This is a genomic window from Streptomyces sp. NPDC102441, from assembly GCF_044765585.1.
Lineage (GTDB): Bacteria > Actinomycetota > Actinomycetes > Streptomycetales > Streptomycetaceae > Streptomyces.
In genome coordinates, this window is sequence record NZ_JBIWKH010000007.1 from 414,447 (window position 1) to 437,731 (window position 23,285).

22 protein-coding genes are annotated in these 23,285 nt (G+C 71.2%); 4 read left to right on the forward strand and 18 right to left on the reverse strand.

The window, feature by feature from the left end:
- Window positions 1-190: 190 nt before the first annotated feature.
- The 9 genes from ACIREO_RS18390 to ACIREO_RS18430 all read right to left on the reverse strand — a co-directional run bounded on the left by ACIREO_RS18390 (window position 191) and on the right by ACIREO_RS18430 (window position 9,878).
- Entirely contained in the window at window positions 191-997 is an 807-nt protein-coding gene (locus ACIREO_RS18390) for a DUF1684 domain-containing protein (protein ID WP_404110905.1), read from the reverse strand.
- Between the two features lie 4 nt (window positions 998-1,001).
- The gene (locus ACIREO_RS18395; RefSeq protein ID WP_404110907.1) at window positions 1,002-2,291 is read right to left on the reverse strand and encodes an NtaA/DmoA family FMN-dependent monooxygenase; all 1,290 of its coding nucleotides are present in this window, start codon (window positions 2,289-2,291) and stop codon (window positions 1,002-1,004) included.
- Window positions 2,288-3,364 carry an LLM class flavin-dependent oxidoreductase gene (locus ACIREO_RS18400; protein ID WP_404110910.1) on the reverse strand — a complete coding sequence of 359 codons (1,077 nt, stop codon included), beginning with the start codon at window positions 3,362-3,364 and terminating at the stop codon, window positions 2,288-2,290. Before ACIREO_RS18400 ends, ACIREO_RS18395 begins: the two co-directional genes overlap by 4 nt.
- Before the next feature lie 15 nt (window positions 3,365-3,379).
- Window positions 3,380-4,354, reverse strand: a complete 975-nt coding sequence (locus ACIREO_RS18405) for an ABC transporter substrate-binding protein (protein WP_404110913.1) — start codon at window positions 4,352-4,354, stop codon at window positions 3,380-3,382.
- A gap of 41 nt (window positions 4,355-4,395) precedes the next feature.
- A complete protein-coding gene (locus ACIREO_RS18410; protein ID WP_404111089.1) occupies window positions 4,396-5,148 on the reverse strand; it encodes an amino acid ABC transporter ATP-binding protein in 753 nt (250 codons plus the stop codon).
- A gap of 35 nt (window positions 5,149-5,183) precedes the next feature.
- Entirely contained in the window at window positions 5,184-6,086 is a 903-nt protein-coding gene (locus tag ACIREO_RS18415; RefSeq protein ID WP_404110916.1) for an amino acid ABC transporter permease, read from the reverse strand.
- A 46-nt stretch (window positions 6,087-6,132) separates the two neighbouring features.
- Window positions 6,133-7,974, reverse strand: coding sequence for an FAD/NAD(P)-binding protein (locus ACIREO_RS18420; RefSeq protein WP_404110919.1), 1,842 nt, complete (start codon window positions 7,972-7,974; stop codon window positions 6,133-6,135).
- Window positions 7,971-8,135, reverse strand: a complete 165-nt coding sequence (locus ACIREO_RS18425) for a hypothetical protein (protein WP_404110922.1) — start codon at window positions 8,133-8,135, stop codon at window positions 7,971-7,973. The genes ACIREO_RS18420 and ACIREO_RS18425 overlap by 4 nt, the downstream gene beginning before the upstream one ends.
- 528 nt (window positions 8,136-8,663) lie before the next feature.
- Window positions 8,664-9,878: a DUF5685 family protein gene (locus ACIREO_RS18430; RefSeq protein ID WP_404110925.1), complete on the reverse strand. Its 1,215-nt coding sequence runs from the start codon at window positions 9,876-9,878 to the stop codon at window positions 8,664-8,666.
- Window positions 9,879-10,184: 306 nt separating this feature from the next.
- Here ACIREO_RS18430 and ACIREO_RS18435 point away from each other — a divergent pair, with 306 nt between their 5' ends.
- Window positions 10,185-10,625: a cell division protein SepF gene (locus ACIREO_RS18435; RefSeq protein ID WP_362931899.1), complete on the forward strand. Its 441-nt coding sequence runs from the start codon at window positions 10,185-10,187 to the stop codon at window positions 10,623-10,625.
- A gap of 22 nt (window positions 10,626-10,647) precedes the next feature.
- Here the strand turns inward: ACIREO_RS18435 and ACIREO_RS18440 are convergent, their stop codons facing one another.
- A complete protein-coding gene (locus ACIREO_RS18440) occupies window positions 10,648-11,877 on the reverse strand; it encodes an acyl-CoA dehydrogenase family protein (RefSeq protein WP_404110929.1) in 1,230 nt (409 codons plus the stop codon).
- Between the two features lie 89 nt (window positions 11,878-11,966).
- Window positions 11,967-13,685, reverse strand: coding sequence for an MFS transporter (locus tag ACIREO_RS18445; protein ID WP_404110932.1), 1,719 nt, complete (start codon window positions 13,683-13,685; stop codon window positions 11,967-11,969).
- 460 nt (window positions 13,686-14,145) lie between these two features.
- Here ACIREO_RS18445 and ACIREO_RS18450 point away from each other — a divergent pair, with 460 nt between their 5' ends.
- On the forward strand, window positions 14,146-15,198 hold the full coding sequence (locus ACIREO_RS18450; RefSeq protein ID WP_404110935.1) for a phosphatase PAP2 family protein: 1,053 nt from the start codon (window positions 14,146-14,148) through the stop codon (window positions 15,196-15,198).
- A gap of 82 nt (window positions 15,199-15,280) precedes the next feature.
- Here ACIREO_RS18450 and ACIREO_RS18455 read toward each other — a convergent pair whose 3' ends face one another.
- On the reverse strand, window positions 15,281-15,496 hold the full coding sequence (locus ACIREO_RS18455; RefSeq protein WP_404110938.1) for an I78 family peptidase inhibitor: 216 nt from the start codon (window positions 15,494-15,496) through the stop codon (window positions 15,281-15,283).
- A gap of 415 nt (window positions 15,497-15,911) precedes the next feature.
- Window positions 15,912-17,189 (reverse strand): glycosyltransferase, encoded by a 1,278-nt coding sequence (locus ACIREO_RS18460; RefSeq protein WP_404110940.1) that lies wholly within the window; start codon window positions 17,187-17,189, stop codon window positions 15,912-15,914.
- A 300-nt stretch (window positions 17,190-17,489) separates the two neighbouring features.
- On the opposite strand from ACIREO_RS18460, the gene ACIREO_RS18465 reads away from it, so the two are divergent.
- Together ACIREO_RS18465 and ACIREO_RS18470 are read left to right on the forward strand one after the other, a co-directional pair.
- The gene (locus ACIREO_RS18465) at window positions 17,490-18,275 is read left to right on the forward strand and encodes a hypothetical protein (RefSeq protein ID WP_404110943.1); all 786 of its coding nucleotides are present in this window, start codon (window positions 17,490-17,492) and stop codon (window positions 18,273-18,275) included.
- A gap of 137 nt (window positions 18,276-18,412) precedes the next feature.
- On the forward strand, window positions 18,413-18,718 hold the full coding sequence (locus ACIREO_RS18470) for a hypothetical protein (protein ID WP_404110946.1): 306 nt from the start codon (window positions 18,413-18,415) through the stop codon (window positions 18,716-18,718).
- A 69-nt stretch (window positions 18,719-18,787) separates the two neighbouring features.
- Here ACIREO_RS18470 and der read toward each other — a convergent pair whose 3' ends face one another.
- From der to aroH, 5 genes are all read right to left on the reverse strand, one after another.
- The gene (der, locus tag ACIREO_RS18475; RefSeq protein WP_404110948.1) at window positions 18,788-20,257 is read right to left on the reverse strand and encodes a ribosome biogenesis GTPase Der; all 1,470 of its coding nucleotides are present in this window, start codon (window positions 20,255-20,257) and stop codon (window positions 18,788-18,790) included.
- Window positions 20,258-20,313: 56 nt separating this feature from the next.
- Window positions 20,314-20,982 (reverse strand): lysophospholipid acyltransferase family protein, encoded by a 669-nt coding sequence (locus ACIREO_RS18480; RefSeq protein ID WP_404110950.1) that lies wholly within the window; start codon window positions 20,980-20,982, stop codon window positions 20,314-20,316.
- Window positions 20,979-21,695: a (d)CMP kinase gene (cmk, locus tag ACIREO_RS18485; RefSeq protein ID WP_404110953.1), complete on the reverse strand. Its 717-nt coding sequence runs from the start codon at window positions 21,693-21,695 to the stop codon at window positions 20,979-20,981. Before cmk ends, ACIREO_RS18480 begins: the two co-directional genes overlap by 4 nt.
- Before the next feature lie 125 nt (window positions 21,696-21,820).
- On the reverse strand, window positions 21,821-22,906 hold the full coding sequence (locus ACIREO_RS18490) for a prephenate dehydrogenase (protein ID WP_404110956.1): 1,086 nt from the start codon (window positions 22,904-22,906) through the stop codon (window positions 21,821-21,823).
- On the reverse strand, window positions 22,903-23,265 hold the full coding sequence (aroH, locus tag ACIREO_RS18495) for a chorismate mutase (RefSeq protein ID WP_404110959.1): 363 nt from the start codon (window positions 23,263-23,265) through the stop codon (window positions 22,903-22,905). Before aroH ends, ACIREO_RS18490 begins: the two co-directional genes overlap by 4 nt.
- Window positions 23,266-23,285 lie beyond the last annotated feature (20 nt).

Below are 23,285 nucleotides of genomic sequence, written 5' to 3' on the forward strand. Positions count from 1 at the left end.
GCCGGACCCGTGAGGCGCGGTCATGGAGCACGACAGTGTCCGAAATACGTTCGAATTCCGGATGTGTCGTACTCCTGACGGGCGCTGCTCGGGAGTATCGAGGCGTGTCAACCTGCCGCGCAAGGGCGCCTTTTCGGACGTGCGGGCCGCGCGGCACGGGCCCGTGCCGCGCGTCCGGGGTGGGACGGGGTCAGCCGTCGATACGGTTCCGCTCCCCCGCCGGGACCGCCACCGTGAGGGTGTTGCCCGGTGGCGGGAAGGGGCAGATGAAGTGGTCGGCGAAGGCGCACGGCGGCAGCAGGGCGCGGTTGAGGTCGACCCGCACCCCGCCGTCCTCGTCGGGGGCCGGAGGCCTCAGGAAGCGGAAGCGGTAGCTGCCGTTCCCGCTGGTGGCGTCGGCGAAGACGGCCCAGAGCGAGCCGTCGGGCTCGACCGCCACCTGGAGGGTGTGTTCGGCCCCGTCCACGGTGAAGGCGATCTCGCCGGCGAGTCCCAGGCCCCGCTCGCGCCCGTCGGCGTTCTCGACGCGGACGGTCCGGTCGGATCCGTACGGCCGGAAGGTGCCGTCCAGCGACCACTTCGGGTCGTACGGGGTGGCGTCGATGGTCCGGAAGGCGTGCCTGGCCGGGGACTGCGGGTCGAAGTCCCGTACGGCCCACAGTCCTTCACGGCTCAGCACGGCCAGTCGGCGCTCGCCCTGTGCCACCCGGGAGGTGTCGATGGGCCCCCGGTCGGGGCCGAGGCGGATCTCGCCGGACAGCGGCTCCGTGTCGACGGTCAGCCCGTCCTCGGGGGTGGCGGCGAGCACCACCTCGTCGCCGTCCGCGCGCCACAGACCGGGCACGGCCGGAATTCGACCCTCCGGGTGGTCGGCGAGCCAGTGGGTTCCGGTGAGGGAGAGCGGGCCGTGCGGCGCGGCCACGGCGACGATGCGCCGCTCGTGCCAGCGCTGCCAGGCGTGGAACTCCTCGCTGTCCTGCTGTGCGTCCGTGCTCATGCGGTCAACTTTTCCATACGGGCGTGGCCAGGCCGAGGTGCGACCTCAGCGTGGAGCCGGTGTATTCGGTGCGGAAGGCTCCGCGTGCCTGGAGGAGCGGGACCACCCGGCCGACGAAGTCGTCGAGGCCGCCAGGGGTGAGATGCGGTACGAGGATGAAGCCGTCGGCCGCGTCTGCGGCGACGAACTTCTCCAGTTCGGCGGCGACCGTCTCCGGGGAACCGATGAAGGACTGCCGGGCCGTGGCCTCGATGGCCGTCTGCCGGATGGACAGCCCCTCGGCCTCGGACAGCGCCCGCCATCGCGCGGCCGCCGCCAGCGGGTCCGCGACCCTGACCCTGCCCTGGACCAGGTCCGACCCGGGGTCCGGGTCGATGTCGGGGAGAGGTCCGTCGGGGTCGTACGAGGAGAGGTCGCGGCCCCAGATCTGTTCGAGGGCGAGAATCGCGTTCTGCGGGGACACCTGCTGCCGGCGGATCTCGGCGGCGTTCTGCCGGGCCTCGGCGTCGGTGTCGCCCAGGACGACGGAGACCCCGGGCATGATCTTCAGGTCCCCGGGCTCCCTGCCGTGTCTCGCCAGCCGCGCCTTGACGTCGGCGTAGAACTGCCGGCCGGCCTCCAGGGTGCCGTGCCGGGTGAAGATGACATCGGCGGCGGAGGCGGCGAACTCCCGCCCTTCGTCGGAGTCTCCGGCCTGGATCACGACGGGGTGGCCCTGCGGGGAGCGGGGGACGGTGAACTCCCCGGAGATGTCGAAGTGCTGCCCCGAGTGCGCGAACCGCCGCGAGGCGCCTTCCGGTGTCCAGGAGTCCCACAGCTCCCGTGCGGTGGCCACGAATTCGGCCGCGCGGGTGTACCGGTCGGCCCGGTCGAGGTAGCCGCCGCGGCGGAAGTTCTCGCCGGTGAAGGCGTCGGACGAGGTCACCACGTTCCACGCGGCGCGCCCGTCACTGAGGTGGTCGAGCGTGGCGAGGCGCCGGGCGAGTTCGTACGGCTCGTTGAAGGTGGCGTTGACCGTGGCTGCGAGCCCGAGCCGTTCGGTGACGGCGGCCAGGGCGTTGAGGACGGTGAGGGATTCGGGGCGGCCGACGACGTCCAGGTCGTGGATGCGGCCGTTGTGCTCGCGCAGCCGCAGCCCTTCCGCGAGGAAGAAGAAGTCGAACTTCCCGCGCTCCGCGGTCCTCGCCAGGTGCTCGAAGGAGGCGAAGTCGATCTGGCTCCGGGAGCGGGGATCGGTCCACACGGTGGTGCTGTTGACGCCCGGGAAGTGGGCGGCGAGATGCATCTGCTTCATGAACGACCCCCTGAGGTCCTCGCGAGGGTGTGACGGTTGGCGGGCCGGCCGAGGCCGAGGTGCTCGCGGAGTGTGCCGCCCGGGTAGAAGGTGCGGAACAGGCTGCGGTGCTGGAGCAGGGCCACTGTTCCGTTGACGATCCTCTCCAGGTCGCGTTCCGGTGTGATGGGGGTGAGGTGGAAGCCGTCGGCGGCCCCGCCCCGGTGCCACCGGATGATGAGTTCGGCGAGGTCGACCGGGCCGCCCCGGAAGTAGGTCCCCCGCCCGGCGAGCTGCGGGCCGCTCTCAAGACCGGGTTCGGGTGTCTTCTCGGCGTCCCCGAGGTCGACGGTGAGGGCGACCAGGATCCGCAGGCCGTCGGGGTCCCGGCCGTGGGCCGCGGCACTTCGGCGCAGTTCGTCGCGGAGCGCGGCCGCCTGTTCGGGCGAGGTGGCCCGTACGTGGACGACGTCGGCGTGGAGCGCGGCGGCCTCCCGGGCGGGGCCGCTCGTGCCGTCGACGACGGTGACGGGCCGGCCCTGCGGTGGCCGGGGCACGATGGCGGGGCCACGGACGGAGAAGGTGCTGCCCTCGAAGTCGACGTAGTGCAGCTTGTCGCGGTCGATGAAGCGGCCGGTGGCGACGGACCGGATCTCCGCGTCGTCCTCCCAGCTGTCCCACAGCCGGGCCGCGACGTCGGCGGTCTCCCCCGCCTCCTGCCACAGGGCCCCGGCGGGTGCGGCCGGGCGCCGGCCGAACAGCCGGGCCTCGGCCTCGGTGGTCGACACGTCGGCCTGCCAGCCGGCCCGGCCCTTGCTGACCCAGTCGAGGGTGGCGACGGCGGACGAGACGTGGAAGGGCTCGGTGTGGGTGGTGGTGACGGTCGGCACGAGGCCGATCCGTGTGGTGGCCGGGGCGACGCGGGCCAGTACGGCGAGCGCGTCGGGGCCGGGGCGGCCGAAGGAGTCGCTCAGGGTGACGTAGTCGAGCGCTCCCCCTTCGGCGAGGCGCGCGAGTGTGACGTAGGAACCGGCGGCGTAGCGCGGGGGGCCTCCGATCTCGGCGGCGAGGTGGAGTGGCCTGGTGGCGGGCATGCGGGACCTCTCGGGTCAGTTCTCGGTCTTGGGGAGGCCGGGCGGGTTGATCTCCGACTTCTCGACGGCCTCGTCGGACAGGCCCCAGCGCTTCAGCACCTTGGCGTACGAGCCGTCCTGGATGATGTGGTCGATCGCGGCGCCGTACGCCTCGACCAGGCCGCTGTCCTTCTTCGTGGTGGCGGCGATCTTCCCCTGGATGCCGTCACCGCCGCCGGAGAGCGTGCCGATGATCTCGGACTGTCCGGCCGACGCGACGTGGTAGTTGGCCGAGGGGCTCGGGCCGAGATAGGCGTCGATGCGGCCCGACCGGAGGGCCAGGTAGTAGTCGGTGTCCTTCTGGAAGTACTTGATCTCCACGGGCTTCCGCCCGGCCTTGACGTTCTCCTCGCTCCAGTCGACGAGGATCTTCTCCTGGTTGGTGCCGGAGGCGACGGAGATCGTCTTCCCCGCCACGTCGGCGGGGCCCTTCACCTTCCAGCCGGAGCCCTTCCTGGCCTCGAAGGCGATGTTGTCGAGCCGGTACGTCGCGAAGTCGTACTTCTCCTTGCGCTCCTCGGTCACCGTGACGTTGGAGAGGACTCCGTCGAACTTGGAACTGTCGAGACCGACGAAGAGGTTCTCCCAGGAGACCTGCTCGAACTCCGGCTTCAGCCCCAGTGTGTCGGCGATCAGGGTCGCGAGGTCGACCTCGCTGCCGATCCGGGTTCTGTCGTCGGTCGCGTAGAAGCCGAGCGGTGGTGAGGCGTCGGCGCTCGCGCCCAGCCGGAGTATGCCGCGCTCGCGGACGGCGGCGGGCACTCCGGCCGCGATGGCGTCGGCCTTCTTGCCTCTGATCCGGTTCTGGTCGGGCCCGATGTTGACACCGGCGCCCTTCGCTCCCTCCGGGCGGATCACGTCCTCGGCCGCGTCGCTGCTGCCGCACGCCGTGAGCAGCCCGGCGGCGGTGAGGGTGGCGAGGACGACGGGGAGGGTGCGGCGGACGGACACGTGACTGCTCCTCGACTGCGGCGACGGTTGCGGGGACATGGTCAGAGGACCTTGGAGAGGAAGGCGCGGGTGCGCTCCTGGACCGGGTGGTCGAGTACGTCGGCGGGCGGGCCCTGCTCGACGATCCGTCCCTCGTCCATGAAGACCACGGTGTCGGCGACCTCGCGGGCGAAGCCGATCTCGTGCGTGACGACGATCATCGTGGTGCCCCCGTGGGCCAGGTCCTTGATGACGTCGAGGACTTCGCCGACGAGCTCGGGGTCCAGCGCCGAGGTCGGCTCGTCGAAGAGCAGCAGTCTCGGTTCCAGGGCGAGTGCGCGGGCGATCGCGACGCGCTGCTGCTGGCCGCCGGAGAGCTGCTTGGGGTAAGCCCGGGCCTTGTCCGCGAGGCCGACCCGTGCCAGGAGCTTCTCGGCAGCGGCGACGGCGTCCCTGCGCGGACGGCCGAGCGCGGCGACCGGGGCCTCGATGACGTTCTCGAGGACGGTGAGGTGCGGGAAGAGGTTGAAGTTCTGGAAGACGAAACCGATCCGGGTGCGCTGACGCAGGACCTCGCGCTCGCGCAGCTCGTACAGCTTGTTGCCGGACCTGCGGTAGCCGACGAGGGTGCCTTCGACGCTGATCCAGCCCTGGTCGGCCTTCTCCAGGTGGTTGATGGTCCGCAGCAGGGTGGACTTCCCCGACCCGGAGGGGCCGAGGACGACGGTCACCTCTCCGGCGCGTACGGACAGGTCGATGCCGCGGAGCACATCGAGCGAGCCGAAACTCTTGTGGACGGACCGGATCTCGACCATGGCGTCGGAGCCGGTGGCTTCTTCTGTGGGTGCGCTCATCGCACGGCCCCCTTGGCGTAGTGACGTTCGACGTAGTGCTGGAGGACGGAGAGCACGGTGGTCAGGAGGACGTACCAGACCGTGGCGACCATGAGCAGGGGCACCACCCGGCCGTTGCGTCCGTAGACGACCTGGACCTGGTAGAAGAGTTCGCCGATCGCCATCACGGAGACGATCGAGGTGCCTTTGAAGAGGGAGATGATCTCGTTGGCGGCGTTCGGCAGGATGGAGCGCATCGCCTGTGGCAGCACGATGCGCCGCAGCTGCCGGATCCGTGGGATCCCGAGTGCGGCTGCTGCTTCCAACTGGCCGCTGTCCACGGCCAGTACGCCTCCCCGGATGATCTCCGCGGCGTACGCCGCCTGATGCAGGGCGAGTCCGAGTACGGCGGCGCTCATGGCGCCGACGAGGTTCATCGTGTCGAAGGAGACGAATCCGGGCCCGAACGGGACGCCGAATTCGAGCTCCTCGTAGAGGTAGGCGAGGTTGAACCAGAACAGCAGCTGGACGATGAGCGGGATCGAGCGGAACGCCCAGATGTAGGCGTACGAGACCGCCCTGAGGAACGGGCTGGCGGACAACCGCATGAAGGCCAGGACGATGCCGAGCGCGAAGCCGATGACCGTGCCGTAGAAGGTCAGCTGCAGGGTGACCCAGACGGCGTGGAGGATCGTCCCGGTGGTGACGAAGCGGGCGAAGACGTCCCACTCCCAGCCGGGGTTGGTGACCAGGCCGTTCAGGAACTGGGCGAGCAGGACGGCCGTGGCCGCGACGGCCACCCAGCGCCAGGGATGGCGCAGGGGGACCACTTTCAGGGCGGCGTACTCGTGGGCGGCCGGCTCCTTGCCCGGGTCCGTTCCGGCCTGTGGGTCGATGGGTGGATCGCTGGTCAGCGACATGGTGTGGGTTCCTTCTGCGACAGGATGCGAACGGGGGGTGCCGTGCTCACGCGGTGAGGCGGTCCCGACAGGAGAGGTCGCGCAGGAACGCCAGGGCCGTGCGGGCGGTGGTGTCGTTCTGCCGGAATGCCGGGCCGCCGGTGCGCGGCCGGGTGAAGGCGCCGCCGGCACGCGCGGTGGTGCAGGGGCCGAGGGCGAAGCGGCGCGGGTGCGGGCTGCCGTCGAGGTCCAGGATCCGGCTGTCGGAGGGGTCGACGCGGAGCAGCCCCGTGTCGGTGCCGGCCGCCCCGTCCCCGTGCAGCGCGCTCAGCAGCGGGCTCCGGGTCCTGCGCAGCGAGGGGTCGGGCAGCCGGGCCTCGACCAGGGCGCGGGCTTCGGTGTGCGAGCCAGGCACGGTGGTGCTGCGGGCGCGGAAGACACCTTGCTCCTCGTCGGACTCGACGGTCATGCCGGCGCCGAGGAAGCGCACGACGCCGGCCCGCGAGAGGGCGAGGAGCTGGCGCAGCCGGGGGCCGGGGGGCCCGGAGGCGAGGTAGCTGAAGAAGCCGTGCCACCGCGTACCGATGTCGCCGACGCCGGCGAGCTGCCCGTAAGCGGAGAGCAGTCCGAGGAAGACGGCGAGGTCGGAGGAGTGCGCGGGGTCGTTGCGGCGTTCGAGGTCGGCGGTGATGTAGGCGCGCAGCCCGTCCTGCAGTGAGTCGTACGAGGCATGACGCACCCCGTCGAGCGGCCGGTCGAGGGCTTCGAGGTCGAGCCGGTCGGCCGGGTCGGGGACTGCCGAGGCGACGAGGGCGGCGAGCTCGGGGCTGCCCGGCTCGGCGACGGCGTACTTCTCCTCGAAGTCGCCCAGGTCAACGGTGGTGCGCTCGCGGTGGGCGGTGAAGAGCCGGTGGTAGTGGGCGTGGCCCAGCTCCTTGGCGATCAGCGGCCACAGGTCACGCCGGTAGTCCACGGGGCCGGGCCCGTTCAGGATCTCCCGCACCTGGTCGGCGCCGAAGTGGCGGGGCAGGGGCGGCCGTTCGCCCTGCCAGCTGTAGCCGATCTTGGAGTGGTACGGCACGCCCCGTCGCGACCCGACGTACAGGACGGGCTCCCGGCCGGAGGGGATGTAGACCCCGTTTTCGTACCGTCCGCCGCGCCCCTCGGTGAGCAGCACCATCAGGTCGATGAAGGCGAGGCCGAAGCCGCGTACGAGGACGGCCTCACCCTCCGGCACGGCGGACAGGTCGGTGTCGGCGGTGAAGTCGGGCGGCAGGTGGACCAGCCCGTGGCGTGCGGCGAAGGCGGACAGTTCCCGCTGTTCCGCGTCCGGTTCGGCGTCGAGGTGGCCGACGGTGAGGACGACGAGGTCGGCGACGAGCGGCTCGGCGCGCCCCTGGATCCGGACGTGCTGCCGGCCTTCGCGAGGTCCCGAGACGCGCAGGGCGTGGCCGGTGTGCTCGTGGACGGTGATGCCGGGCGGGAGCGCGGCGACGGCCTGTTCGTACACCCAGCGCAGATAGGCGCTCTGGAGCCTGCGGCTGGGGAAGCTCTGGCCGCCGAGTCCGCGGATCTCCTCCAGGACGGCGGGGTCGGCGGAGGTGACGGTCCGCCCCTCGCGGACGTCCTCGGCCCAGGTGTGCAGGGCGGGGCCGGGGCTGACCGGGCCGTCCAGCTGGACGGTGTCGTCGGTGAACATGGTGACGTCCTCGGCCATGGAGTTCATCCAGAGCAGCGGGGACTGGTCCTGCCGCCAGATACGGCCGCCTCCCGGCGGGTACGGGTCGACGAGGTGGATGTCCAGGGGCAGATCGCCGTAGAGCGAGGCGGCGTTGGCGGCGATGCGTTCGATGACGCCGGTGCCGCGGGGGCCGCCGCCTATGACGACGAGCGTCGGGGTGTCGCTCACCTGGCACCCGCCGTGCCGCGTGCGTAGTGGCGTTCCACGCAGTGCCGGCCTACGGACAGCAGCGAGGTGATCGCGACGTACCGGAACAGCAGGTTGTCCCCGGCGTGCTCGTCCGGCGGGGCGGGAAGTGACGGGGCATGGATTTCTGTCTGCGCGGACATGCGAAGGCTCCGTGGATACAGATCGAACACGGGGCGTGCCTTCAGCGCGAAACACAACGTGGACCGGGCCCCTCAGCGCCGGTCCGCTTCTGAGAAAAGCGTCACGCGGTGCTGTTGTCAAGCTTGTCCACAGTGTGAGCTGTACGTCTCAGTTCGGTTGACGCGTCCCCGGATGCCTGTTCCACTTGGCCCATGTATTCGCAGCTGTGGCTGGTCACCCGCTCCCACATCGACTTCGGTCGTGTGTGGTCCTGTTCCTGTTGAGCTGACCCCCCTGCGTTTCCTTTCTCACCGCTCGCGCCCTCGCCGGCGCTCGAGCGGATTCCCCCGCGTTCCTTCGCGTACACGACGTCGCTCCCCCCTCCCCTCGTACAGCTGATCTCCCGCCCCGATGGTCCGTGCTGCCCTGGCCCCGAAAGCGGGGCCGTCGAATCCGCAGTGACTCCGTCATGCCCCGAACCAGGCAGACCGCTGCCATCAGCCGATGCGGAGGCCGCCGCCTCCGAGGTAATCCTGCCTGACATCTCGTCAGCAGTCGCACCCGCAGTCACAGCCGTCACCGCAGCTGCAGCAGTCGCCACAGCAGTTGCAGCCCTCGCCGCAGCCTTCACAGCAGTCGCAGCAGTCGTCGCACTTGTGGCAGAGCCCCTCGCGCTCCTGACCGCTCCACGGGTCGTTGAAGCTGCTGGCGCAGCACATCTGACAGGTGCAGGCGAGCCCGGCCCAGACCAGGCAGCCGGCTATGAGGCCGCGCCGGTTGCGGGGCGGCTCGGGCGGGAGGGGCGGACCCGGAGGTCCGTACGGGCCCCCGGGCGTCGGTGCGTACGGGTTGCCGGGCGGCGGGCCGAAGGTGCCCGAGGGCTGTCCGCCGGACGCGTGCGAGCACGACGCCGACCCGAAGGCCCGGTCCACGGAGCGCCGCAGCTCGTGCACCAGGAGCACATGTGCCAGCGCGCTGTCGCCGAGATCCGCGTCCCGCAGCGCCAGGCGCACACCGTGCAGCGCGTCGTCGCACAGGCGGCGGGCCTCGGCGAGCGGTGTACCGGTCGCGGTGAGCGGGTTCCAGGCACCCGACGCGGCGTCAGCTTCGCGGTCCTCCACGGCATCCAGCAGATGCGCGAGCCGTCCGAAGAGCCGGCCCGCCTCGGCGAGGGGCACGACATTCTGCGGCCTGCCCGCGAGTACGGCGGTGTGTGCGAAGGCCGCCGCGGTCGCCGTCTCGGTGGGCTCGGTGACCGTCAGCAGCGGGGTGCACGGTCCGGCGAGGGACTCGATGCCGGTCTGCCGGTCGACCGCGTCGACCAGGACCGCCGTGTCGAAGCCGAGCTCCGCCCCCGTGCGCGCCCCGGCCCTGTCCCAGCCCGCGGCGACCCGGCGTGCGGCGGCGGCCACCGGGCGCCGCTTCAACAGCCCGTCCCGGTCGGCCACATGGTCGCGCACCTTCGCGGAGGCCAGCACGAGCGACACGGCGGCGGCGAGCCTGGCCCCCTCGCCACGGGCGACCGGTGCCGTCCGCATGGAGCGCAGCGGGCAGGGGCCGGCGGTGCGCCGCTGCCCGGCGGAGCGCTCGGACTGAGCCTCCGTCAGGACCGAGACGATCAGGCCGTCATAGTTCGTCACGACCCGGGCGAACTGCCCGTGGTCCGCGCGAAGGGCGAGACAGAGACCGCAGAGATGAGCCATCCACTCCGTCTTGAGCCCTTCGGACAGCCGATGGGTACATGGCCTCACGATTCCGAACACGACGATCCCCCGGGAGCCGTTCACCTGACGAGCCGCGCTCGTGCGCCAGCGCGGTGTGCATCGTACCGAGGGCTCCGTTCACCCGTACGCGCCCCATGTCACCCGTACGGACGGGGCATCATATTTTCCTTCCGCAAGCCCCCCTATGCGGTACGAACCCTGACGAATCGCCACATGTTCTGCACCAGTAGCGTCACGAATCGCCTGCGCGGCGACTATCCCCTTGGCGCTGTATCCGCATCATGGACGACCATAGGGATAGGAAAGAGATACGGAACCAACGAACCGCGGTGAGAGGAGGCGTCCATGGGATCGGTGCGCAAGGCGAGCGCCTGGCTGGGCCTCGTGGAGGACAACGACGAGCGGTACTACGACGACGAGTACTCCGAGGATGCTGAGACCGGCACGAATCAGCCATGGGTGACCGACCCCCGGGTGCGGGTCGCCTCCGAGAAGGCCGAGGACAAGGGCCGCCGGATCGCCACCGTCACCCCGGACAGCTTCCGGGACGCGCGCGCCATCGGGGAGCTCTTCCGGGACGGCGTTCCGGTGATCGTCAACCTCACCGCGATGGACCCCGGTGACGCCAAGCGCGTCGTGGACTTCGCCGCGGGGCTGATCTTCGGACTGCACGGCTCGATCGACCGCGTGGCGACCCGGGTCTTCCTGCTGTCCCCCGCCCACACCCAGGTGGTCAACGGCGAAGCCGCCGGCCGGCCCGCCGACGGCTTCTTCAACCAGAGCTGAGCAGGGCGCTCGCCGGAGAGCCCTACCGGAAAGCGTCCAGGCCGGTGAGCGCCTTGCCCAGCACCAGCTGGTGCATCTCCACGGTTCCCTCGTAGGTGAGCACCGACTCCAGATTCGTCGCGTGCCGCATCACGGGATATTCCAGCGAGATCCCGTTGGCACCGAGAATCGTGCGTGAGGTGCGGCAGATCTCGATCGCCTCCCGCACGTTGTTGAGCTTTCCGAAGCTGATCTGCTCGGGCCGGATCCGCCCGGCGTCCATCCGGCGGCCCAGGTGGTGGGCGAGCAGGATGCCCTTGTGAAGCTCAAGCGCCATGTCCGCGAGCTTGGCCTGGGTGAGCTGGAACCCGCCGATGGGCCTGCCGAACTGCTCGCGGGTCTTCGCGTAGTCGAGCGCCGCCTCGAAACTGGCGCGCGCGGCGCCCATGGAGCCCCAGACGATTCCGTAGCGGGCATGGCTGAGGCAGTTGAGCGGGCCGCGCAGCCCGGTGGCACCGGGCAGGACCGCGTCGGCGGGCAGCCGCACGCCGTCCAGGACCAGCTCGCTGGTGACCGAGGCGCGCAGCGACCACTTGTGCCTGATCTCGGGGGCGGAGAAGCCGGGGCTGTCCGTCGGCACGACGAAGCCGCGGATGCCCGAAGCGCTGCCCGCCTGGTCGGTCTGCGCCCATACGACGGCGACCCCGGCGACCGATCCGTTGGTGATCCACATCTTGCGGCCGGTGAGGATCCAGTCCTCGCCGTCCCGCTCGGCGTACGTCCGCATCCCGGCGGGGTCCGAGCCGTGGTCCGGTTCGGTGAGGCCGAAGCACCCGATGGTCTCGCCGGCCGCCATGCCGGGCAGCCACCGCTGCTTCTGCTCCTCGGAGCCGAAGCGGTGGATGGCGTACATGGCGAGGGATCCCTGGACGGAGACCAGGGACCGGATGCCGGAGTCGGCGGCCTCCAGCTCCAGACAGGCCAGGCCGTACTGGACGGCGCTCGCTCCGGCGCAGCCGTATCCCTTCAGGGACATGCCCAGCGCCCCGAGCGAGCCCAGCTCGCGGGCCAGGTCGCGGATGCCGGGCAGCTCGCCGTTCTCGTACCACTCGGCGATGTGCGGGAGGACCCGGTCGGCGGCCCAGGTGCGCACGGTGTCGCGGATCGCGAGGTCCTCGGGATCGAGGAGGTCGTCGATGCCGAGCGGGTCACCCGGGTCGAACGGCGCGGCCTTCGACGGCGCGGACGGCTTCGCGGACTCGGTGGTGGACATGAATGCCTCCGGCGGCTCGCACGGTACAGAAACGCGCCACGGTACTAAAACTAGCAGTGGTAGTTACGGCGCCGTGCCGACGTTACGGCTCAGCGTGCTGATCGTCCAGAGCCCGTGGCCTCGGCGGGTTCGCGCCGGGAGGGGCGGGGAACCCGGCGCGCCGGGGCGTCCGGTGCCGGGAGCCGATGGGACTCACCGCGCGGCACTGACCCGGCGGCCTGCTCCGGGAGTGCGGCCGTCTGCTCCCGGCAGGCCCCCTTCACCGGTGGACAGTCCATGCCACGCGGGAGACGCATGGCCGCCAGCGCCCCGAGCAGCAGCAGGCCCGCGCTGACCAGCAGCGTGATGTGCAGGCCGTCGACGAACGCGTGCCGGGCCGTGTTCCGCAGCAGGTCACCCATGGGGCCGCCCAGCCGGCCCGCCACCTGGTAGGCCTCGCCCAGCGAATGCGACGCGGCCGACCCGGCGGCGGCGGGCACCCCCTCCTCGTGGAGCCGGGAGAGCCCGGGCGCGTAGGCCGCGTTCATGACGCTGCCGAGCAGTGCGATCCCCATGCCCGCGCCCAGCTGGTAGGAGGTCTCGCCGATCGCGGCAGCGCCGCCCGCCCGCTCCGCCGGCACCTCGCTCAGCATCGACTCGTACGCCCCGAACAGCGTGGACTGCAGGCCGAAGCCCAGCAGCACGAAGCCGGCGGTCAGCAGTGCGGGCCGGTCGTGCTGGCCCATCAGGGTCAGCAGAAGCACAGCAACCGCCGTGAGCACGAAACCCCAGCCGACCATCCGGCGGGGGCCGACGCGGCTCAGGGTGTACGACCCCGTGGCACCTGCCGCCATCGCGGCGAAGGTCAGCGGCAGCAGCCGCAGGCCGGTCTCCAGCGGACTCAGGTCCAGGACCAGCTGGAGGTACTGGACCGCGATCAGCTCCAGGCCGACCAGGGCCAGCATGGCGAGCACGATGCAGCCGACCGCGGTGGTGAAGGCCGGCCGGGAGAACATGGCGATGTCGATCAGCGGGTGCGTACGCCGCTTCTGCCTGCGTACGAAGAGGACGAGCAGTGCGGCCCCGGCGAACAGCGGCACGAGTGTGGCGGGGTTCAGCAGCCCCTCGCCTCCACCGGTCCGCTTGATCCCGAGGACGACCCCGAGCACCCCGGCGGCGGCCAGCAGCGCGCCGAGCACGTCCCAGGGGCCGTCGCTCTCGCCGCGGGACTCGGGCAGCAGCCAGCGCCCGGCCGGGAGGATCAGCGCCATGAGCGGGATGTTGATCAGGAAGACCGAGCCCCACCAGTAGTGCTCGACGAGGAAGCCACCGATGACGGGCCCGGTCGCGGCCCCGACCGCGGCGACCGCGGTCCACATGCCGATGGCCAGCGCCCGCTCGCGGCGGTCGGGAAAGACCTGGCGGAGTATCGACAGGGTGGCCGGCATGATCATCGCGCCGCCCACCCCGAGCAGCGCACGCGCCGCGATCAGCACACCGGGCGAGTCCGCCGCCGCGGCGAGCCCGGAGGCGACGCCGAAGAGGGCGTAACCGAAGAGGAGGACGCGCCGTCTGCCGATGCGGTCCCCGAGCGTGCCGAAGAGGATCAGCAGGGAGGCGCAGACCAGCGGGTAGGCGTCCACGATCCACAGCAGACCGACGGCGCTGGGGCGCAGGTCCTCGGTGACGGCGGGGACGGCGACATGCAGCACGGTCGCGTCGAGCGCGACGAGCAGCAGACTGAGGCAGAGGACGACCAGGACGACCCAGCGGTTGGCACCGTCGGCTGCCGCACGCAGCCTGCTCACGGCCGTGGACGTCCCCGTCATGTACGCACCTCCCACAATGAGTCCCTCGCGCTCGGCAGACCTGCTGGGGATCCGGCTCACGGCATCCCCACGGGCCCGGCATCGACGGGCGAGTGAGCCGTCAGCGTACGCGAGTCCCAGGTGGTCACGCGTGGTGCGGCTCATACGTTCACCGGTCACCGAGTGTGGCGTACGCCACTCCGCCCCCCGTACGCGGGGTGACGCCCGGGCCGCCGCACCGGCGCGGCGGTGCCCCTCCGAATGGCACCCCGCCGCCCCGGCCGGGTCGCACTCTGCACCATTCCATCGACACCCAAACATTTCTACGAATAGGGCTCGGAGCTAATAGGCGGCGGGTCGAACCCATTCCCCCGGCGCACAGGGAATAGATACCTGTCTGAGACAAAGTCCACATCACATCGTCATCACAAAGACGCGGGATCGGCCGGATCACACACTCACTCGCTGTAACGTCCTTTGTGTGCGTACCGACATCTTTGCCCGTCTGGACCGGGAGCCGGAACCGCCGAAGATAGAGACCCCGCGGATGAGTCCTCACCGCATCGCTCTCTTCGGCGGGACTTTGGCGTTCTATCTCGCCATCGTCGTTGCCGTGCTGGTCTCGTCCTGGCTGGTGGCCCTCGACTGGAAGGTCATGCTGTTCCGGCCCTACCAGCAGTGGCCGGAGCTCCACGCCTTCCTCGACTACTACGTCGTGCTCGGCCAGCGTGGCCCCACGGCCGTGATGGTCGCCTCCTGGCTCGGCTGGCGCTCCTGGCGCCAGCACACGCTGCGCCCGCTGATCACCCTGGGCGCCTCACTGCTGCTGCTCAACCTGTCGGTGGGCGCGGTCAAGTACGGCCTGGGGCGGCTCGGCCCGCACTACGCCACCCAGATCGGCTCCGCCGAGCTCTTCGCCGGCGGCGATATATTTCCCTCGGGTCACACCGCCAACGCCGTCGTGACCTGGGGAATCCTCGCCTACCTGGCGACCACGCCGCGGGCCAGGCGCTATCTGTCGGCCCTGTCGGCCTTCGTCTCGCTGGGCGTGGGGCTCACCACCGTCTACATCGGCACCCACTGGCTCAGCGACGTCCTGCTGGGCTGGACCGCCGGCCTGCTGATCCTGCTCGCCCTGCCGTGGTTCGAACCGCTGATCACGCGTACCGAGGTCCTGGTCCTCTCGGCGCGTGAGCAGTGGCGGGCGCGCCGCAGGCTCCGGGAGTCCCTTCCGTCGGCTCCCGTGACGCCGGAGCCGGTCCTGCTGCCGCAGGCCCTGAGCGGCGGGGCGGCCACGGAGGGCGCCCAGGAGGCCGCGAGCAAGGGGCCGGGGTCCGGGGCTCCTGGGACCGCGGGTGCGGGTCATCCCGGCTCGGGCGCCAGGGCGCGGGCACACCCGGCACACCCCGTACGCCCGGAGCGGACGCCGCCGGCCCCGGCCGGCTCACGCCGCCCGCCGCCGCACGCGGACCGCTCCCCCAGAGGCAGTGCGGGCCCGTCCCGTCCGGTGGCGGGCGGTCCGGTCGCTCCCTGACCTGCGGGGACGTACACATTTCCGCTCCCGCGCACAGCGAAGGCCCCGACTCCGGTCGGGGCCTTCGCTCGTCGGGCCGGCTTCAGCCGACCCAGCAGCGGGTCACGGTCGAGGCGTCCACCTCGAAGTTGATGCGTCCGCCACGGAACTCCATGGTGATGACGGTGCCCGGCGGAAGTGCCCGGACCGTGCTCCAGCCACGTGCTCTGGCCTGCCGTTCGGCGGCCTCGGCGTCGAGGCCGACGTAGGTGTCGGGGGTGTCGTCCGGCTGGGCGGGAGGGGTCGGTACAGGTGCCATACCTCTCACCGTAGGCCGCCTCGCGCCGCGGTGGAAGCGATGGCGGGCACCGGTCCCGATGCATCCCCATGTACCTCGGCGGTCACGCTTGTGTCACAGGATCCCCACGCCCGTTTACTCCGGGCGACTTCACCCGAACGGCAGCCGGGCGGCACTCCTCCTGAATTACGGGGCGCCCGGTAAAAGCACCTCGGAGGGCCGCCGCGCGGAATTACGAGAGGGCGGCGGGCGCGCACGATCCCCTTTTATACGGCACCCAGGAAAGAAAGAATATACGAGCGCGCCACCTCGAATTCACCGGCCCTTATGCGCGCCTTACCTTTCCCGCGCCCGCGGCCGGAGAGACCTCGGCGGGTCCCCCCGGAAGGAACCCTCCCGGATACGGCACCCGGACGCGGGGCCCGGGTGCCCCGGCTCAGGCACCCCTGCGGAGCACCCCCGCGGCTTTGTAACGCAGCGCGTACGCCCCGTCCAGCACGCCGCCCTTGGACCGGTGGTACGCGTCGCGCAGCGCGCTCTGCGAACGCGCTCCCCCGCCCCGGGCCGCCAGCTCGGCGAAGAGCCTTTCGTGCCGCTCCGCGATCGGTACCGGATCGAACCGCGCGGCGGAGGCGCGTGCGGCACTCCCCATCCGGTGCCTGAGGGCGTCGTCGTCGATGAGACCGAGCAGCGCCTTGGCGAACGCACCGGTGTCCCCCAGTGGCACCAGCCGTCCGTCCGTGCCGTCGTCGATGATCTCGGCAGGTCCGTGGGGGCAGTCGGTCGCCACGACCGGCACCCCGCAGCGCATCGCCTCCACGATGGTCATGCCGAACGACTCCCGCTCCGAGGTGACGGCCGCGATGGAGCTCTTCGGCCACTCCTCCTCCATCGGGTCGGCCGAACCCATGAGAAGCACCCGCTCCCGGAGTCCGAGCTCGTCGATGAGCCCGCGCAGGGGCTTCTGCTCGTTGCCGGACGCGTCGCCGGCGCCGTAGATCCGCAGCCGCCACTCCGGGCGCGCGGCCGCCACCTCGGCGAAGGCACGGATCAGTACGTCGTAGCGCTTGACCCGGTGCAGCCTGCCCGCCGCCACGATCCACTTGGCGTCGCAGTCGGCCGGCCGGCCGGCGGGCTCGGGCACGCTGTTCGGGATGGCCTCGATCCGCACTCCGGGCAGCCGCAGACCGGAGCGGTAGTCCCGGGCGTCGGCCTCGGTGACCGTCGTGACGGCGTCGAGCTGCTGGTACCGGTGGGCTATCTCCCGGCGGAGCCGGTAGCCGTGGCTCTCGAGGGTGAGGTGCTCCTGGCCGACGCGCACCGGGCCACGCCTCGCCTGCCGGCTGATGTGGACGTTGAGGCCGGGACGTGTGCCGACGACGACATCGGCGTCCAGAGCGCCCAGATGGGCCGCGATCCGGCTGTCGGTGAGTCTGCTGTACTGCCGGTGCCTGGTGTCGCCACGCGGGAAGACGGATGCGGGCCTGGCGTGCTCCTCGGCCGTTCCCTCGTACTGCGGGCTCGACTTGCGCAGATCGACGAGGTGACTCATCCGCACACCCGCGGGTGCGCCGAGTTTCGGGTCGTCGCGATGCCTGAAGACCGAGACGATCTCGATGTCGTGCTGCTCCGCCAGGGTCGTGGCGAGCGTGAAGGTCGTACGGATCGTTCCCCCGATGCCGTACGCGTTGTGGAGCAAAAATGAAATGTGCATTACGTAGTCGTTTCCCCTGTTCGACTGGTCTGCAACGGACCCTACGTGGCGTCAGAGGCCGCCACAGCATTCGCACAGGAGTCGTACAGAGCCGTGACATTTCGAACGAAGGCGCGTGCATCAGAGACCGCTGGCGGAGTGTTCGGTTCCGGATCGTCTGCGCGATCTTCCGGTTCGCCGGTCTGCCGGCTCCGGCGCCCGAACTTCCGAATTCGCGCGTGACCCCGGCCCCAGGTCTTCCGTTGTCTCTTCATGAGCCGGGAACCGCCCGGCCCACGCACCGAGTTCGAGGAGCCACCCGTGCCGCGCATGCTCGACGTCAGCGAGGACGTACGCGCCGAGATCGGCGATGCCGAAGCCGACCGGCTGCTCATCGGCGACAGTGCCCCAGGCAGTTACGACTGCACCTCATGCCGCACCCCCGGCGACTCCGACCAGGAGCGCACCAGCACGGTGCTGTTCGTGGGCGACGAGACCGCCGTGCTCGCCTTCGCCCACGCGACCTGCATCCCCTCGCAGGTCGTCCAGATCGCCGAGGACCAGCTCCAGGGCGCCGTGCGGTCCATCACCGGCAGCGAGCAGAAGAATCCGGAGGGCAGCCTCATGCCCGAACAGGCCGTCCTCGGCATCACCAGCGGTCTCGTCCTGATCGAGGACGACCTCCGCCCGGCCCTCGTCGTCGAACCGACCGGGCCGATCGCCCGGCCCGGCACGGACGGCAGCGCCGGCGACCAGTTCCTCCAGCTCCTGCTGGAGCAGGGCTTCCAGCCCACGCCCCACCTGAACCGGCTGCCGGGTGTCCTCCGCGGCTGGTCGGTCCTCCTCGCCATGGGCCAGCTGCACGCGGTGCTCCAGCCGGGTGCCGGAGGCGGCAACCCGGTCGCCTGGTGGCAGGCGCACCAGCCGCTCCAGGTCACCGAGGGCTGGCGGACGGCCGCCAACAAGGCGCAGAGCGTGCTGGTCTTCGCCGCACCGGCCGGCTCCATCGGCCAGCAGCCGCGCGAGGACCTGCTCCGTGACGCGCTGGACAAGGCCGCGGTCAACGGTCTCCTGGTCGCCGCGACGATGCCGCTCGCCGGGACCTGACCGTGTCCCTGCTGCCCTCTCCTGCCCGCCGAACAGCGTTTTCTCCGCCCGGCCCGCATCCGACGGGCGGTGAGGTCGTTGGCACCTACGTGCACTCATACGACCCTCCTCGCCAGCAGCAGACCCCGATCCCGGCCATGCGCCCGTCGCAGGACCCCTCGGGCGGTAAGTCCCCCACCCCGATCTACGACGCGCTGTACTCCGAGTACAGGCGATCGTTCCGGGCGCTTCCCGGGGACCGCACCGGTGAGGAGAATCTCGGCTTCAGAACGTTCGGCATCGGGATGTTCGGCAGTCGTGCACCACTGACCGGCCGTACGGCGGCGAACGCCCAGGGAAGCCACAGCGCGGGCAGCGGCAACCCCGGTTCCTGGCAGCGGGTCGGGCGGCATGCCGGGCGTGCCCGGCCCGCGGCGCTGCCGCCCGGGTCCACGGACGCCTGAGCGGTATACGCCGAAGCCCCGGACCACCCGCGCGCAGCGGGTGGTCCGGGGCTTCGGCGTACTGCTGTCCTACTTCTTGCGGCCGCGCTTCTCGCGCACCCGCACCGAGATGTGGATCGGCGTGCCCTCGAAGCCGAACTCCTCGCGCAGGCGGCGTTCGACGAAGCGACGGTAGCCGTGCTCCAGGAAGCCGGACGAGAAGAGGACGAAGCGCGGCGGCTTGGTGCCCGCCTGGGTGCCGAAGAGGATGCGGGGCTGCTTGCCACCGCGCACGGGGTGCGGGTGGGAGGCGACGATCTCACCGAGGAAGGCGTTGAGCCTGCCGGTGGAGATGCGGGTCTCCCAGCCCTCGATCGCGGTCTCGATCGCCGGGACCAGCTTCTCCATGTGCCGGCCGGTGACGGCCGAGACGTTGACGCGCGGGGCCCAGGCGACCTGCGCGAGCTCCGTGTCGATCTCGCGCTCCAGGTAGTAGCGGCGCTCCTCGTCGAGGGTGTCCCACTTGTTGAAGGCGATCACGATCGCACGGCCCGCTTCCACGGCCATGGTGACGATGCGCTGGTCCTGGACGCTGATGGACTCGCTCGAGTCGATCAGGATGACGGCGACCTCGGCCTTCTCCACGGCAGCGGCGGTACGCAGCGAGGCGTAGTAGTCCGCGCCCTCCTGGAGGTGGACCTTGCGGCGGATACCGGCCGTGTCGATGAACTTCCAGGTGACACCGCCGAGCTCGATCAGCTCGTCGACCGGGTCGCGGGTGGTGCCGGCCAGCTCGTTGACGACGACACGGTCCTCGTTGGCGACCTTGTTCAGCAGTGACGACTTGCCGACGTTCGGGCGGCCGATGAGCGCGATACGGCGGGGGCCGCCGAGCGCGGTGCCGAAGGTCTGGGCCGGCGCCTCGGGCAGTGCCTCCAGGACGGCGTCCAGCATGTCGCCGGTCCCGCGGCCGTGCAGCGAGGAGACCGGGTGCGGCTCACCGAGGCCGAGCGACCAGAGCGCGGTGGCGTCGGCCTCGCCGCTCTGCCCGTCGACCTTGTTGGCGCAGAGGACGACGGGCTTCTTGGCCTTGCGCAGCAGCCTGACGACGGCCTCGTCGGTGTCGGTCGCGCCGACCGTCGCGTCGACGACGAAGACGACCGCGTCGGCCGTCGAGATCGCGTACTCGGCCTGGGCGGCGACGGAGGCGTCGAGGCCCAGCACGTCCTGCTCCCAGCCGCCGGTGTCGACGACCTTGAAGCGGCGCCCGGCCCACTCGGCCTCGTAGCTGACGCGGTCACGGGTGACGCCGGGCTTGTCCTGGACGACGGCCTCACGGCGGCCGATGATCCGGTTCACCAGGGTCGACTTGCCGACATTCGGGCGGCCGACGACGGCGAGCACCGGAAGCGGTCCGTGACCGGCCGCACCGATCGCGCCCTCGACGTCCTCGGGGTCGAACCCCTCCTGCGCGGCGAGCTCCATGAACTCCGCGTACTCGGCATCGCCAAGTGCTCCGTGCTCGTGGTCCGAGCCGCCGGAGTGAATCTGGTCGTTCATGAAGTCCGTTCCTCTTTACATCATCATCGATGGGCCACGATCGCGCGGCCCACTACTCAAGTCCTGGCCGAGCGCCCGGTGAGGCGCCTGGCGTTTTCCAGGTGCGCGGTCAGTTCTCCCTGGATCCGGAGAGTCGCCTCGTCCAGCGCCTTCCTGGTCCGCCGGCCGCTGCCGTCACCGGCCTGGAAGGCGTCGCCGAAGACGACGTCGACCCTGCTGCGCAGCGGAGGCAGTGCCGGTATCAACCGTCCGCGGCGCTCTGTGCTTCCCAGAACCGCGACGGGGACGATGGGCGCCCCGCCGCGCACCGCGAAGTACGCGAGCCCCGCACGCAGGGAGGCGAAGTCGCCCTCGCCCCTGGTGCCCTCGGGGAAGATCCCGAGGACCCCGCCGTCGTCCAGCACGCCGAGTGCATGCGTGATGGCGTTGCGGTCGACGGTCGTACGGTCCACCTTCAGCTGCCCGATTCCGCGCAGGAACGGGTCGAGGGGGCCGACGAACGCCTCCTTCTTGATCAGGAAGTGGACGGGCCGGGGCGCGGTGCCCATCAGCATCGGTCCGTCGAGATTGTGCGCGTGGTTCACCGCGAGTATGACGGGTCCGGCGGCGGGGACGCGCCACGCGCCGAGCACACGGGGCCTGAACAGCCCGTACATGAGCCCGATGCCGATCCCACGCCCGACGGCCGCTCCGCGCAGCGTCGGCGCGGCGGTGGCTCGGGTCACTTCGCGGCCTGCTTCTCCCCGACGAGGGTGACGACGCACTCGATGACCTGCGTGAGGGTCAGGTCGGTGGTGTCCACCTCGACGGCGTCGCCGGCCTTGGCCAGCGGCGAGGTCTTGCGGCCGGAGTCGGCTGCGTCGCGCTTGATCAGCGCCTCCTGGGTGGCGGCCAGGTCGGAGCCCTTGACCTCACCGCTACGGCGGGCGGCGCGCGCCTCCGGGGAGGCGGTCAGGAAGATCTTGATGTCGGCGTCGGGCAGCACGGTCGTGCCGATGTCACGGCCCTCGACGACGATGCCCCGCTCGGCCTCCGTCGCGATCGAGCGCTGCAGCTCGGTGATCAGGGCGCGCACCTCGGGCACGGCGCTGACCGCGCTGACCTCGGAGGTGACCTCCTGGGTACGGATGGGACCCGAGGCGTCCTCGCCGTCGACGGTGATCGTCGGGGCGGACGGGTCCGTGCCGGAGACGATGACCGGCTTGGCGGCGGCCGTGGCGATCTCGGCCGGGTTCCGCACGTCGATGCCGTTGTTCAGCATCCACCACGTGATCGCCCGGTACTGGGCGCCGGTGTCCAGGTAGCTCAGGCCGAGCTGGGCGGCGACGGCCTTGGAGGTGCTCGACTTGCCTGTGCCTGAGGGGCCGTCGATGGCGACGATCACTGCGGCCGGGGCGGTCCGGGCGGCGGCGCTTACGGTTTCCACGGTGGTGGACACCTTCCTGGTACACGGGGACGGGCGGAGCGGGGCCACGGAACGGCCTCCCCCAAGGTTACCGATTGCGCGAAGCGGCTTTGTACCCCTGTCCCCGGGGCCCGTCCCCCCGTCCTCACGGGCAGTCCTTACGGGCGGATCGACCAGCCGCGTTCTCTGAGGGCCGCGCTCAGGGCGGGGGCGGCGCTCGGCTCGACCATCAGCTGGACCAGTCCGGCCTGCTGGCCGGTGGCGTGCTCGATCCGGACGTCCTCGATGTTGACGCCGGCCCGTCCGGCGTCGGCGAAGATCGACGCGAGCTCGCCCGGCCGGTCGCTGATGAGCACGGCGACGATCTCGTACGACGCCGGGGCGGCCCCGTGCTTGCCGGGGACCCTGACCCGGCCCGCGTTGCCCCGTCGCAGGACGTCCTCGATGCCTTCGGTGCCCGTGCGGCGCTTGTCCTCGTCGCCGGACTGCAGGCCGCGCAGCGCCCGGACCGTCTCCTCGAGGTCGGTGGCGACGCCCGCCAGCACGTCGGCGACCGGGCCGGGGTTGGCGGAGAGGATCTCCACCCACATCCGGGGGTCGGAGGCCGCGATGCGGGTGACGTCCCTGATGCCCTGGCCACACAGGCGTACGGCGGTCTCGTCGGCCTCCTCCAGCCGGGCGGCGACCATCGAGGAGATCAGCTGCGGGGTGTGGGAGACCAGGGCGACGGCGCGGTCGTGGGCGTCGGCGTCCATGACGACCGGGACGGCCCGGCAGAGCGCGGCCAGTTCCAGGGCGAGGTTGAGGACCTCGGTGTCCGTCTCCCGGGTCGGGGTGAGGACCCAGGGGCGGCCCTCGAAGAGGTCGGCGGTGGCCGCGAGAGGCCCGGAGCGTTCCTTGCCTGCCATGGGGTGCGTCCCGATGTACGGCGTGAGGTCGACGCCGAGCGCCTCCAGCTCGCGGCGCGGTCCGCCCTTGACGCTGGCGACGTCGAGGTAGGCGCGGGCGATCCCGTCACGCATGGCCGTGGCCAGCACGGGGGCGGTGTGGGCGGGCGGTACGGCGATGATCGCCAGGTCGACGGGGCCTTCGGGCACCTCCTCCGTGCCGGCGCCGAGAGCGGCGGCGGTGCGCGCCGAGGACGGATCGCGGTCGACGAGGTGCACCTGGACGCCGCGCCCCGCGAGGGCGAGCGCCGCCGAGGTGCCGACCAGGCCGGTTCCGATGACGAGGGCAGTTCTCACTGGGCGATGTCCTTGCGGAGGGCGCCGGTGGCGCCGAGGTAGACATGGCTGATCTCGGACTTGGAGAGATACGTCTCCACATGGGCCATGACGCGGACCACCCGGGGCATGGCCCCGGCGATGTCGAGCTCCTGGGCGCAGATCAACGGGACGTCGACGATACCGAGGCCCCGGGCCGCCGCGGCGGGAAAATCGCTGTGCAGGTCGGGGGTGGCCGTGAACCAGACGCTGATCAGGTCGTCGGCGACGAGCTGATTGCGCTCCAGGACCGCCGTGAGGAGTGCGCTCACCTGCTCGTCCATGTGAGCGGCTTCGTCCCGCTCGAGCTGGACGGCTCCACGGACTGCTCGTACCGCCACGTCGTACCCCTTGTCGCCTC

Excerpts from the sequence above, each read along its gene's own strand:
- ACIREO_RS18390 (WP_404110905.1), bottom strand. The coding sequence starts at position 997 with ATGAGCACGGACGCACAGCAGGACAGCGAGGAGTTCCACGCCTGGCAG.
- ACIREO_RS18395 (WP_404110907.1), bottom strand. The coding sequence starts at position 2,291 with ATGAAGCAGATGCATCTCGCCGCCCACTTCCCGGGCGTCAACAGCACC.
- ACIREO_RS18400 (WP_404110910.1), bottom strand. The coding sequence starts at position 3,364 with ATGCCCGCCACCAGGCCACTCCACCTCGCCGCCGAGATCGGAGGCCCC.
- ACIREO_RS18410 (WP_404111089.1), bottom strand. The coding sequence starts at position 5,148 with ATGGTCGAGATCCGGTCCGTCCACAAGAGTTTCGGCTCGCTCGATGTG.
- ACIREO_RS18415 (WP_404110916.1), bottom strand. The coding sequence starts at position 6,086 with ATGTCGCTGACCAGCGATCCACCCATCGACCCACAGGCCGGAACGGAC.
- ACIREO_RS18425 (WP_404110922.1), bottom strand. The coding sequence starts at position 8,135 with ATGTCCGCGCAGACAGAAATCCATGCCCCGTCACTTCCCGCCCCGCCG.
- ACIREO_RS18435 (WP_362931899.1), top strand. The coding sequence starts at position 10,185 with ATGGGATCGGTGCGCAAGGCGAGCGCCTGGCTGGGCCTCGTGGAGGAC.
- ACIREO_RS18440 (WP_404110929.1), bottom strand. The coding sequence starts at position 11,877 with ATGTCCACCACCGAGTCCGCGAAGCCGTCCGCGCCGTCGAAGGCCGCG.
- ACIREO_RS18445 (WP_404110932.1), bottom strand. The coding sequence starts at position 13,685 with ATGACGGGGACGTCCACGGCCGTGAGCAGGCTGCGTGCGGCAGCCGAC.
- ACIREO_RS18455 (WP_404110938.1), bottom strand. The coding sequence starts at position 15,496 with ATGGCACCTGTACCGACCCCTCCCGCCCAGCCGGACGACACCCCCGAC.
- ACIREO_RS18460 (WP_404110940.1), bottom strand. The coding sequence starts at position 17,189 with ATGCACATTTCATTTTTGCTCCACAACGCGTACGGCATCGGGGGAACG.
- ACIREO_RS18470 (WP_404110946.1), top strand. The coding sequence starts at position 18,413 with ATGCGCCCGTCGCAGGACCCCTCGGGCGGTAAGTCCCCCACCCCGATC.
- der (WP_404110948.1), bottom strand. The coding sequence starts at position 20,257 with ATGAACGACCAGATTCACTCCGGCGGCTCGGACCACGAGCACGGAGCA.